The organism is Vibrio aquimaris (genome assembly GCF_009363415.1).
Lineage (GTDB): Bacteria > Pseudomonadota > Gammaproteobacteria > Enterobacterales > Vibrionaceae > Vibrio > Vibrio aquimaris.
On sequence record NZ_CP045351.1, the window covers coordinates 319,890 to 332,768 of the forward strand.

10 protein-coding genes are annotated in these 12,879 nt (G+C 41.3%); 4 read left to right on the forward strand and 6 right to left on the reverse strand.

Annotated elements, in window-relative coordinates:
* Positions 1-249 precede the first annotated feature (249 nt).
* Both FIV01_RS16020 and FIV01_RS16025 read right to left on the reverse strand, forming a co-directional pair.
* Entirely contained in the window at positions 250-2,691 is a 2,442-nt protein-coding gene (locus FIV01_RS16020; protein WP_152431999.1) for an ABC transporter permease, read from the reverse strand.
* A complete protein-coding gene (locus tag FIV01_RS16025; RefSeq protein WP_152432000.1) occupies positions 2,691-3,365 on the reverse strand; it encodes an ABC transporter ATP-binding protein in 675 nt (224 codons plus the stop codon). The genes FIV01_RS16020 and FIV01_RS16025 overlap by 1 nt, the downstream gene beginning before the upstream one ends.
* On the opposite strand from FIV01_RS16025, the gene FIV01_RS16030 reads away from it, so the two are divergent.
* The 3 genes from FIV01_RS16030 (at position 3,364) to FIV01_RS16040 (ending at position 7,854) form a co-directional block, all read left to right on the forward strand.
* Positions 3,364-3,963, forward strand: a complete 600-nt coding sequence (locus tag FIV01_RS16030; RefSeq protein ID WP_152432001.1) for an arylesterase — start codon at positions 3,364-3,366, stop codon at positions 3,961-3,963. The genes FIV01_RS16025 and FIV01_RS16030 overlap by 2 nt on opposite strands.
* A 276-nt stretch (positions 3,964-4,239) precedes the next feature.
* Positions 4,240-6,129, forward strand: coding sequence for a putative bifunctional diguanylate cyclase/phosphodiesterase (locus FIV01_RS16035; protein ID WP_152432002.1), 1,890 nt, complete (start codon positions 4,240-4,242; stop codon positions 6,127-6,129).
* A gap of 69 nt (positions 6,130-6,198) precedes the next feature.
* Complete coding sequence (locus FIV01_RS16040; protein WP_152432003.1) at positions 6,199-7,854, forward strand: ABC-ATPase domain-containing protein; 1,656 nt, start codon at positions 6,199-6,201, stop codon at positions 7,852-7,854.
* A 51-nt stretch (positions 7,855-7,905) separates the two neighbouring features.
* Here FIV01_RS16040 and FIV01_RS16045 read toward each other — a convergent pair whose 3' ends face one another.
* Positions 7,906-8,523 (reverse strand): DNA-J related domain-containing protein, encoded by a 618-nt coding sequence (locus tag FIV01_RS16045; protein WP_114786364.1) that lies wholly within the window; start codon positions 8,521-8,523, stop codon positions 7,906-7,908.
* Positions 8,524-8,652: 129 nt separating this feature from the next.
* Positions 8,653-9,492: an isopenicillin N synthase family dioxygenase gene (locus FIV01_RS16050; protein ID WP_152432004.1), complete on the reverse strand. Its 840-nt coding sequence runs from the start codon at positions 9,490-9,492 to the stop codon at positions 8,653-8,655.
* Between the two features lie 236 nt (positions 9,493-9,728).
* On the opposite strand from FIV01_RS16050, the gene FIV01_RS16055 reads away from it, so the two are divergent.
* Positions 9,729-10,346 carry a DUF2238 domain-containing protein gene (locus FIV01_RS16055; RefSeq protein ID WP_152432005.1) on the forward strand — a complete coding sequence of 206 codons (618 nt, stop codon included), beginning with the start codon at positions 9,729-9,731 and terminating at the stop codon, positions 10,344-10,346.
* On the opposite strand, the gene cutA is transcribed toward FIV01_RS16055, so the two are convergent.
* Together cutA and helD are read right to left on the reverse strand one after the other, a co-directional pair.
* A complete protein-coding gene (gene cutA / locus FIV01_RS16060) occupies positions 10,310-10,687 on the reverse strand; it encodes a divalent-cation tolerance protein CutA (protein WP_343040092.1) in 378 nt (125 codons plus the stop codon). The genes FIV01_RS16055 and cutA overlap by 37 nt on opposite strands.
* On the reverse strand, positions 10,635-12,710 hold the full coding sequence (helD, locus tag FIV01_RS16065; RefSeq protein ID WP_152432007.1) for a DNA helicase IV: 2,076 nt from the start codon (positions 12,708-12,710) through the stop codon (positions 10,635-10,637). Before helD ends, cutA begins: the two co-directional genes overlap by 53 nt.
* Positions 12,711-12,879: the final 169 nt, after the last annotated feature.

A 12,879-nucleotide genomic window follows, 5' to 3' on the forward strand; every position in this document is an offset into this window, starting at 1 on the left:
AGTTTATTCAGTGAAAAAAATCACATTTTTTAAAGGGGATAAATGAACTAATTTCAAGTAAAAAAAATCAAAAAAGCACTTGACTAACATCTCATGAAAAACATAAAAATCAGTACTGTGAATAACAAAACATCCCTACACATTATGCCAGCAGGCTTCAAGAGCAATACTAAGTTATCTACAGGCTAAGTTATCCCAAAGTTTATCCACCGTTTTTGTGGATAACTGGATAACTTAGCACATACAAACCTAACCAAATTCTTTATTTGTGGGGGCTAACAGCTGATTGAGTAAACTATTTATCGCCAAGGCAAGTGTGCAAAAAGTTAATGATGGCAGCACAAACCACATAACAAAGTGAGGGCTTGGCGAGAGGTCGAAGCCGAATGAAACCACACCAGCAACCACTAACTCAGCCCCGAGTACAGCAATCAAACCGGCTATGATTGCCAGTAATCCATACTCAGCCCAAATAGTTCTCATAACTCGCCTCTTACTAGCACCCAAAGTTCTGTATAGTCTTATTTCTTCTTGTCTTTGGCTCAAACTAAGACGAAGAAGTGTAAAGATCAGCAATACACCAGCGACAACACCCAATGCTGCGAGAAGAGTGATTGACCAAACCATCTGCTCGAGCAGTTGCTGAATTTTTGCGCCCATTTGTCGAATATCCATCAAGCTTACCGTCGGATAATTTCTTGATAAGCCATTAAGAAATAGATCTTGATCGCTTTCGACTCGAAAGCTCACCAAGTAAGTAGCTGAGATATCTTTAAGCACGTCAGGGGTAAAGATGAAGTAAAAATTGGGCTTCATGTCCCGCCACTCAACCTCACGTATGCTGTTAACTTCAGCTATCGCCACTTGACCATTAATGACGAACTCTAGGCTATCCCCTATCTCTAAATTCAAGTCTTTCGCTACATCAGACTCGACCGATACTCCCTTTTGTGTCGTCCAACTGCCTTGGAGTAAAAGGTTATGATCTGGAACCTCAGTAGCATAGGTGAAATTTATCTCTCGGCGCAGAACATCTGTGCCTTCTCTACCTTGAGCGACTTTTTTTGCTTCGTGGCCATTTATTTTACTTAATCGACCTCTGATAATAGGGTACGCATCCGATCTTTCGACATTATTATTATCAAGAGCATCGAGATACGCGTCTTTTTCATAGGGGGCAATGTTAAGTGCAAATGCATTGGGAGCATTCACAGGAACTGTTCTTTGCCAATCCGATAACAAATCACTCCGCACTAACCAAATGACCGCAAGCAGCATAAGTGAAAGTGCAAGCGCACCAAACTGTAAGCTTGTCGCTATTGGCGAACGATTCATTCTACTCAAAGCTAGCTTGAAAGACGTCGGTAACCTGAGACTCGTCAGTAACCTCATAATAAAAACGCTGATAAACGCGAGCAGTATAAGTAGCGACACAACTCCTCCTAACACTACCCATATTAGCGTGTTGTCTCTGTAGACCCATACCATGGGTATTATGGGGACCAACAGCAACGAAAAGGTCCAATAACTCCAGTTTGTGTCACCTTTAGGTTGCATTACCTCCAATGCATTAATGTTCAATAGTCTTTGTAGAGGAATTCCAAGTGCCGGTATGCAGATCAAAACACTAGTCAAAACGGAGATAAAGAGAGGGCTTAGTCCATAGCTTGGAAGAGGGGTTGGTAAAACATCAACCAAGGGGATACGAAGAAAATACTCAAGCGCAATACCGACACATACGCCTGCGATAATCGCGCCTGAAAACAAAATCAAGATTTGAATTGAGATCCAGCGAATAAGCCAAACTTTACTCGCACCCAAACTCTTTAACATAGCAATAGTTTTACGCCGAGATTCAACATAATGCTGGCAAGTAAATGCTAATATTGTTGCGGCCATTAGAACCACAATCACAACAGTTAAAGACAAGTATTGCTCGGTGCGTTGAAATACCTCATTGGTTCGACTAGCGGTATTCTGATCCTTCCACCTATCACTTGGGGTCAAAGTCAGATTTTGCTTGATAGACTCAATTGATGAATCTTGAGCATTAATAAAGAGGCTAAAACGAACTCTACTCCCTAGTTGAATAGCGCCTGTTTTATCGAGATCTGAACCGTGTATATATACTGACGGCATTTGCTGAAATGGGTTAAAGCTCAATCCTGGTTCTTCAACAACACGCCCTGTCACTTGAAAGTCTGCATCACCTATAGTGACATTGTCACCTATAGAAATGTCTAGAATAGTAAATAAGCGCTCATCTAGCCATAACTCTCTTGGATGTACACTCGATCGTATACCCTCGTTGTCAGCCAGAACAAGATTGCCACGAAGTGGATAACGACTATCAACTGACTTAACCATGACCAACTTCATGGCTTGGTCGCTAAACGCCATGGTTGCAAAACGGGTTTGCAATGAGGTAGAAATATCAGGTGAACGAGTGAGTTCGTAAAGCCTCTCAGGGATAGGATTGGAAGACACAAAAACAGTATCGGCTGTTAGAGCTTCCTTTCCCTGCTTAACAACAGCTTGCTCAACTCTTTCTGCAAGAGCCGTTATTGCAAATATGCAGGCAATAATTAGCGTAATAGCAACTGAGATTGGCCATAAGTGGGCGTTGCGTATCTCACTGAAACTCCACGAAACCATTCTGCTGATATTTGTGAGAGGTCTAAATGAACACATCAGCATTCCTCCAATTTTCCAGCTTGAATGTGGAGTCGCCTATCGCACAAGTCAGCTAGCTGCATATCGTGAGTCACCAAAACTAATGTGGTACCGTGTTGCTTGTTGAGTTCAAATAAAAGCTGAATCACCTTTTCAGCTGTTGTTTGATCCAAGTTTCCGGTTGGCTCATCGGCAAACAGCACTTTAGGCTGAATCATAAAGGCTCGCGCCAAAGCAACACGTTGTTGCTCCCCTCCCGATAGCTGTGTAGGAAAATGCCGCATTCTGTGTTCTAAACCAACAGAAGCTAATAACTGCTGAGCACGTTCTCTGTCTTCCGGTTCACCTTTCAGTAAACACGGCAATATCACATTATCTAAAGCGCTTAAACTTGGTACTAAAAGGAAACTTTGAAATACAAACCCGACTGATTCACTACGAATAAGCGCCCTCTCTTCGTCATTCATTTCGCTTATCGGTTTATCCAAAAGTGAGATACTTCCTGATGTGGGTGTATCAAGGCCTGCAAGAAGAGTCATTAAAGTCGATTTACCTGCTCCAGATGTCCCAACAATTGCGATGCTTTCACCTTCCTTGATATCCAAATTTATGTTCTCTAGGATTGTTAATTGTTCTTGTTTGTTAGAGACTAGTTTCGATAATGACTCTGCTTTGATTACGGATGGATGCATGATTCGATTACTTTCCTTACTCTTGTTACTCACTTACGTAAATCCATTGAACGCTGCCAAACTTCTTGTGTTGGGTGATAGCCTAAGTGCAGGCTATCAAATGTCGATTGATAAAGCTTGGCCGACATTGTTACCAAATGTCATCGCTAAAACCGGCAGAGCACTCACCGTGGTCAATGCCAGTGTGTCTGGTGATACCACTGGCAATGGATTAGACCGCTTACCTACCTTATTAAACACACACACACCCGATATCGTCCTTATAGAACTTGGGGCAAACGATGGTCTGAGGGGGTTCTCACCCAAACTCATACAAGATAATTTACGTCAGATTATCCAGTTAGTTCAATCTCGAGGGGCAAAAGCGTTACTTATGCAAATTCATATCCTGCCTAACTATGGTAAACGCTATACTCAAGCCTTTGCTGAATTATACCCTATGCTATCGAAGCAACTTGATGTTCCACTGTTGCCCTTTTTCTTAGAAAGCGTGATCACTAACCCTAAGTGGATGATGGATGACGGACTGCACCCTAACGAAAAAGCACAGCCTTGGATTGCAGAATTTGTCGCCAAAAATTTGATCGAACACCTCTGATTCACCGTTCAAACCTTGAACAGCGTGGCTTATCTCAAATTCTGGACTCTTTGCAAGAAAATATCTCAATTCTGAGACAGGATGTAACAAAAGGCTCATATAGCTGACCTCTTCGCGACAAACCAGTAGGATTGGCAGCTCTTAACATTGAGAACACAGAAGTATGCAGTCTATGTATCACTTCCTGTCAGTCAACTAGACAAACATCTATGGGCAAATGCTACTGACTTTAAAGTTATTATATGAAAGCGGTTAGCAGCAAAGGATTCGGTACCAATGTCACACATCAATACAGCCAACTTAGTTATCCCAGAAGATATCTCAAGTAGCTGGCAAAACAATATTAACTTAATTGCTGAAATCATGTCCATTCCCACTGCATTGATTGTAGACACCCAAAAAGACAAAGCCAGAGCCGTTAAATCAAATAAAAATGCATGGAGCTCATACAACATCAGTAAATCTAGGGCCAAAAATAAAGATCTATGCTGTTGGATAGAAGATGAACATATAATGCTCGCCGAACAAGACAAGCTTACCCCAGGTTCAGACACTTTTTTGTCTCATGAGAGCTGGTCAGATTCTTGTCAAGGTTTACTAATTAAATGGCCCAATGGCAATGTATTCGGCACAATCTGTATTTGGGGTAAAGACGTTTATTCACCCAAGTTTTGTTACCAAGAGCTTATCTCGAGCTTTCGTAACTCAATCGAACTACAGTTATCGATTCTTTATCAAAAAGAAAAGTTAAAGAACACAAACATAGAACTGAGAAATAAAGTTGTTGCACGAAACCATGATATGGACATGGTCAATGGGTATCTTGAACAAGAGATCAAGAAACGGCAACGTGCCGAGGAAATCATTGATTACCTGAGATGGCATGATATTAGAACGGGTTTCTTAAATCGTCATGCCCTTGAAAAAGAGGTAACCAAACTTGCAAAAAAAGCCCAAAACAATACACAATTTGATGCTGTTATACACATTAACTTCATCAATGGACTGCTGATTCAAGAACAGACCGACAGTATAACTTGGAAACAACTTCTCATTCAGTTTGACCGGAAGATCAAAAATAAAGGAAATGACAAAATTATTACTTCTTTACCTACGTCTGCCGATCTAGTGTTAGTTGTTAGTGATTTAAAAGACCAGAGCGACCTTGATGACCTGTGTAAACATATCGTGCAGTCGAGCCAATCGACATTTGTGATTGATAGGAAGTCATTTCATCTTAATGCTTACATTGGAGTTTGCACGACTAAAGATACATTATGCCCAAATAGCCTGCTGAAATTTGCTTCAAAAGTCGCTCTATCAAGTAAAGATAGCGGACAAAATTACCGTTATTACTCACAAGATTTAGCAATTTTTTCATCAGACACTCAAGAAATGGAGTCTTATTTACTCAAGGCAATAAGGGACAATGATCTACTTCTGCATTTTCAACCTAAGGTTTGTACAAAAACCGGGGCTTGGATAGGTGCAGAAGCTCTTTTACGCTGGAGGCACCCCACAATGGGAGACATTTCCAGTGAAACTTTGATTAACATAGCCGAAAAAAATGGACTTATTTTTGAAATAGGACGTTTTGTTCTAACCGAAGCAGTCAAAAAAGGTACTAAGTGGGTAGAATGGAATTCCGAATTTAAAATTGCCATCAATGTCTCTGTTGTCCAACTCAACAGCTTGGAATTTGTACAAGAGCTCGAACATTTACTCATTACTCACCAACTTTCTGCCAAAAACATTGAGTTAGAAATTACTGAAAGCGGTATCGTGATTGATGATATCGTAATGGAAAAATCTCTCAAGCGTTTACGCAACCTAGGAGTGACGCTGTCACTCGACGACTTTGGCACGGGGTATTCCTCTTATGATTACCTAAAAAAATTCCCATTTAATGCCCTAAAAATAGATAAGAGTTTTATTGAAAAAATCGATGAGTGTCGTAAGGACCAAGAAATAGTTCGCTCCATCATAGGGATAGCCCGTGCATTTAATATGAAAGTCACAGCCGAAGGTATTGAAAATAAAAAGCACGAAGAGTTTATCGTGAGTGAAGGCTGTGAGTATGGCCAAGGCTACTTATATTCTAAGCCAATACCTAGCAATGAGTTTGAATACTATCTCTACCGTCAAGTTATACTTCAAGAGCATTGATTCTCTTTACTCTGTAGCATGCGGTTCTTATAATCCTCGCTTCTAATGAACCGCGCTTGAGATCGCTTTATGGAACAGTTAACCGCGACGCTAAAAAAAATTGAAAAACAAAACTATCGTGCCTACCAAAAAATCAAAGGTGAGTATGATTTTGGTGACTACAGGTTCCTGATCGATCAGGTACAGTCCGATCCCTATGCATCAGCTTCGAGAGTACGAGCAGTTCGCCCATGGTCACTGACAGGACTGCAATGGTTGCAAGGAAAGTCTCTATCTTATCAAACCGCCGCGCGTGATTTCATTGCACGCTATTTCTCTCAGCTTTGTAAACAAGAAAACAGCCTTGATATATCTTTAACAGGGCAAACAGTATTAGACTCTACAGCGGTCCTATTCACTGACGAAGGAATCGAACTCAGATTTCGCATCAACCTCCCAGCAGAAGGACGCTCAGTACTTGGTAAGAAAGCAGACAACCTGCTTACTTTTCACCTGCCTAAATACATTAGGCGGTCTACATTAGAGAGAGAAATCGATAAGCAAGCCCTCGAGCTCCACTGCCAGATTGTGGAAGACCAAGACTTTATGCGTGATGAGCTTGATAAGCTCGGTTTAATTGCTTTTATAGGTAACGGGTCAATACTTCCGAGAATTGCTGGAAACAGTGATCTACCTATGCAGGATGCCAAACCATTTACAGCCCCAAGTTCGATGGAAATCGATATCATCACTCCAAATAAAGGAAAAGTGACGGGCCTAGGTATCAAAAAAGGTATTACCTTGATTGTAGGTGGAGGTTTTCATGGCAAGTCAACGCTATTAAACGCGATAGAGCGTTCTATCTATAACCATATCCCCGGAGACGGAAGAGAGTATATTGTCACTAACCGGAATACGAATAAAATTCGTGCAGAAGATGGTCGGTGTGTCCATAGCCTAAACCTATCTAACTATATAAACTGCTTACCTATGGGCCGAGATACGAGTGACTTCTCTACTCAAGATGCTTCCGGTTCAACTTCTCAAGCTGCATGGCTCCAAGAGTCTATAGAAGCTGGCGCTCAAGCAATCCTGATTGATGAAGATACATCAGCCACTAACTTTATGATTCGTGATGAACGGATGCAAGCATTAGTCAGCAAAGATGCAGAGCCGATAACGCCTCTAGTCGATCGTATAGGCCAGCTTAGAGACTCACTAAACACATCAACAATTTTGGTTATGGGTGGCTCAGGAGACTATTTTGATATTGCCGATAACGTTATCCAAATGCATGATTATCAGGCTATAGACGTCACTCAAAAAGCGAAAGAGGTGATCAAACAGTATCCAACTGAGCGTACTAATGAGTCATTAACTCCTTTGTCTACTTTTTCACCTCGCCAGCTCAATCGAGCAGTACTACAGAAAATTCTTGCTGAGGGTAAGTTTAGGGTGTCTGCAAAAGGAACAAGTTCGCTACGTTTCGGGAAGGAGTTTACAGATCTTTCTGCATTGGAACAGCTAGAGTCGAGTTGTGAGATAAACGCCATAGGCTGGATTTGGTTTGAGCTTGCCCATAAAACAGGCCTATCTGATGATCCAACTAAAGAAATTCAGACGATGCTTGATAAAAATTGGTTGGGCAACATGCCCAAGTATGGTGATCTCGCAAAACCCCGAGCACTGGATGTGATTGCAGCTCTGAATCGTTTTAGAAGAGCAAGATTTCAGCAAAAAAAGTAGATTGGGCCACCTAACATAAATTTGGATTGATAAGTGTGCTAACCACACTTATCAATGCCTCAATACATGCCAAGCTTCACACAATACTCTGAATCGTTCGCTATTGCCATTTTCCCTATCAGGATGCCATTTTAAAGCCAGCTTTCGCCACGTCTTACGAATTTCAGTTTGGCTTGCATCCATAGGAAGCTCGAATAACGACAGAGCTTTAGTCCGATCCATATCGCTTACATCAATGCTCCCAACAAACTCTCTATATCGTGTCCAAAACTCGTTCAATAAGCGTTTCACCTCACCTTCTTCCGCTTCGTAATTATGCCAATCAAGATAATAGTCTCTGAGCGGGTCTGCGTGATCGACTTCATGACCGAAAACTTGAGACTGAGGCATCAACACAATATCCATTGCTTGTACTTGCAGCCAGTTTTCTGGGTACAGTGTTTCTTGCAATTGATATAAAGCGTTCATGATTAGGAAGTTGCGTTTGAAAAGATCTTTTTCCGGTGAAGCATCGAGAACAGGCAAAAGTTCTAGATCGCAAAGATGGGACGAAAGTGTGTGAACTTTCCATCCAGAAGGTTGTTTTTTCAAGACTTCCATTATGGGCCACAGCAATGGGTTTTCCATATACTGTTCAAATTGGGCGGCGACTTCCTGATGTTCGTTCATATCCAAATTATTTAGCGTTTATTTATAATACAAAGCTAAAATTGTCGATTTGTCGAGCCAATATCTAAGATTTAACGATCATTACCCAAAAAAAGAGCCAGTTCTCACTGGCCCGCTAAACAAATTTTGCTAAAGCACTCCAAGCTCTTTTAGTCTCTCTGTCAGGTATGTATCTGCCGTGTGGCGCTCTGAGAGTACCACCTCAGGTTTGGGATGAAGAAACAAAGGTAATGAAATTCTTGAACTTTCTTGGCGCTCACCTGTTGGGTTGATAACACGATGAGTCGTCGAAGGGAAATAGCCATCTGACGCTTCCTGAAGCATGTCACCGATATTAATAATTAAACTACCAAAGTCACAGGGCACATCAATCCATTGCCCATCCTTGCCCAAGACTTGGAGACCAGGTTCATTAGATGCAGGAAGGACAGTAAGTAGGTTTATATCTTCATGAGCCGCAGCTCGGATCGCTCCAGGCTCTTCTTCGCCAGTCATCGGTGGGTAGTGCAGCACTCTTAGCAAGGTTTTTTCACTACCACTAATCATTTCCGATAGTGCCACAGAAAACTTGTCCTGAATGTCGGCTGGTGCATGAGCTTCGACCCACCCCAACAACTCTTCAGCAAACTTATTTGCTTGCTGATAGTAATCCAAAATTTGCGCTTTTAGTTCCTCCGGTATTTGTCCCCAAGGGTAAACATGGAAGTACTCTTTGATATCTTTGACCGCATGCCCTTTCGCCACTTCAGAAACAGAAGGAGGAAAGTAACCATCTTGCGTCTCAACATTGTATGTGAACTCATTCTTCCGATCTGTCATAAAAAACTGATACCAGTTCTCGTAAATTGACTCGACGAGTTCTTTGGGAATTGGATGATTTTTCAGTACTCCAAACCCTGTTTCTCGAAGTGATTTGACAAATTTTTGCGCCGCATCTTCGGCCCTATAATCGACGGTTTCCAGTTTCATGGCTTCACTTTATTTCATTGTGCTATGGTTGAAGCAGGATTCTAAATCTCGTGGCCCAGTAAAGCAAACTTTGCCAAGGTACAGCGCAATAACACAGATTTTATCTGTGTGTTAATTATGCATTTCAACATTATCAGTTAGTAAAATGTGAAAGATAAACAGTTAAACTTTAATTGAGCGGTGTTTTATTAGATGGCATTATACACATGTTAACTGAATAAAGAGGCAATGACCAAATGGATACCAACAATAGATCACTATCAATTTTATTTTGGTTAACACTTGGTTATGCGGTCGTATTTGCCTTTTCTGCCATTTCCCCAACTTCTTATACTGTATGGGTAGCAGAAATAATTCCCGCTTTAGGAATATTGTCTCTTATTTGGATAATTTCAAAGCAGTTCAAGTTCTCTAACACAGCCTATATTCTTATGTTTATCTGGCTTACACTGCACACTATTGGAGCCAAATACACCTTTGCCGAGGTTCCATTCAGTTGGTTCAATCAGCTTATCGGCTCGGAACGTAATAATTTCGACCGTGTCGCGCATTTTTCTATCGGGTTATATGCCTACCCCATCGCTGAGTACATGATTCGACGCCAGTTAATGAGTGTTAAGCTGGCTGTATGTTTTGCTTTATTTGCTATCATGTCACTGGCTGCAGGCTACGAAATCGTTGAGTGGTGGTATGCTGCCCTTGCCGGAGGGGATGAAGGAATAGCTTTCTTGGGTTCTCAAGGGGACATCTGGGATGCTCAAAAAGATATGTTAATGGACACTATTGGAGCACTGACATCACTGACTCTTCTTTTAACTCAGCAACGTGTCGACTCCTTCAGCCATGTCAGGTAGGGGCTGAATCCCTCTGAGATTGACAGTTGAATCACTTCCGGTACCTCATAATTGTGGAGCGAACTAATCAGGTCTTCTAGTTTCTTGTAACAAACCTTTTGCGTTTTAAAAATAAGTAGAGTTTCACTATCTTGGTGCAACTTCCCTTCCCATTTATAACTGCTTTGAATGGGCAAAGTTTGGATACAAGCAGACAACTCCCGCTCTAATGCTGCTTCTATTATTGTTTGTACCGTTTTCTGACAATCTGTTGTCGTTAAGACAATACATAATTCTTCTTTCATCCTGTTACACACCGCGCTTTTTAACATTAACTGGATAGTCTTGGTCTTTAAGTTCATGAATAAAGCAGGATCCAGATCCTGAATACGTCACCCAGACATGCTTTTTGGCTCGTGTAAGCGCAACGTAAAATAAGCGTCGCTCCTCCGCATAAGGGAAAGGGTCCGTAGATTGGGTCAAAGCACCATCAATATGTAAACTCTTAACTCTGGGAGGAAACTGGCCTTCATCGACGCATAAAATAATCACATAGTCAGCTTCGCGTCCCTTGCTAGCGTGACACGTCATAAAGTCGATAGACAATAAAGCAAACTGTTTTTGCCACTGTGGTAAAAGCTCAGGCTTGTGATAGTGATTTCTGGCGAGCAGCAACACGCTTTGAGTACTTTTCGCTTTGCGGTTTAACTCTTCGAGAATCTTTTCTACCGAACTACTCTCTGACAAGGTTACAGACTTAGATTTTTTCTGTTTATAGCTTTGTAAGATTTTTATCAACTGATTAGGATTACGCTGAATAAACTGGTTGGCCACTTCACCAATCTGGTTATTGAAGCGATAAGTTGTATCAAGCCTATGTACCGTTGAATAGCGAAAACGTTTTGCAAACCCTGTCGTTAATTCGACATCCGCACCCGCGAATTGATAAATCGATTGCCAATCATCACCGACAGCAAACAATACACAATTAGGCGATCCTTTTTGATTGCATAAAGCTTCCACTAACTGTAAACGTTTTGGTGAAATATCTTGGTATTCGTCAATCATGATATATTTCCATGTAGGCTTGTATTTCCCTTTTTCAACATATTCTATCGCTTTGCTAATCATGATATTGAAATCAACATGCCCCTCTTCACTAAGCTTCGCCATCCAAGCTTGATAGCAAGGCCAAACTAAGGCAAGTTCACTGTTAAGACGTGTATAGTCATCAAACGTCACTAACTTCTCTTGGATATCTTTCTTGGTAGACCCTAATGCAGAAAGTTGTTCGAGCTGCTTTACTAACCAATTAATCAACTTTGGATTTTCAGCATGGCTTGCTAACTCATCGTCTCCCGTGATGTAAGCAATTGGCCATTTTTTGAGGTGCTTTTGCCAACGTTTGAATGCGGTTGATGAAGCCCAATGATTTTTTAACCACGCCATACACCATGCATTTTTTAGGTTATCGTCAGTGGCAATAGGAGAGATGGTGACTGAGGAGCCTTCCACATCATTCAAAATAGCTAGTGCAAGCTGGTGAAATGTATTAACTTTCACTTGATCAGCACTTAAACCGATTTTATTTTCTAGCCTCTGACGCATTTCATTTGCAGCATCGCGCCCGAATGCCAACATAAGAATTTCTTCCGATTGGGCAAGATGACTTTGAAGAAGGTATGCGACTCGTGCGGTTAGCACACTGGTTTTGCCTGAGCCAGCTCCTGCAAGCACTAAATTGGTGTCATCATTCAGTAAAACTGCTTGTTGCTGAGATAAATTCAATGGAGACGACTCTATTTGAGAAAAAAGCACTTTCCAGTTTTCCAGCTCGATTTCCATCCACCTTTGGTTTCGTAATTGCATAACATTTTCAGTATCGGTCACCCAAGCCACTAGATTAGCCATCTTCTGGGGTGCCATCAAAACGGCATCTTCCAGCGTCATTTGAGCCGTTTTTAGATCGTCGAAAATCTTCGTTAGTTGGCAATCAACGGTAGAGTGTGTTAGGTACGCAGGTTGACGCTCTAACCCCTGTAAGGCCATCTCCCATTGGGGAAGAAGTGTATAAAGCTGTTGGCATTGTTTGTTATGCCATTTTTGATAGCAGTCAACCGCTAGGTGAGCAAACTGACGACAGTTCTGCCATGAAAGGCCTTCAATTAACCATGACTGCCTACTACCGTCTTTAGAGTGAGAAAAAAACTGCAAACCACCCCAAATTAAGCCTCGTTTTAGATTAACTTCACCACTCCATACACTAAACGGGATATGTTCTTCAAACCATTTGGAGCTGAGTATGATGGCATCAGATTCTAGAGAAACCCGGTTATATTCATTTTGTATCAAATACTGTGCAGTCTTGGTTGCAGTTAGCTGCATGTTTACATTTCCTCAGGCCTAATTATCCACATAATAACGTAACCAGTGCATACAATGAAAAGATCTTGTCAATAGATAACTATCCACGTCGAGTTAGTTTCTCGAAAATAAGCATTTTTCTTTATCTACATCATAAATTTAACATGTATTATTAGTTAACATGGTCATT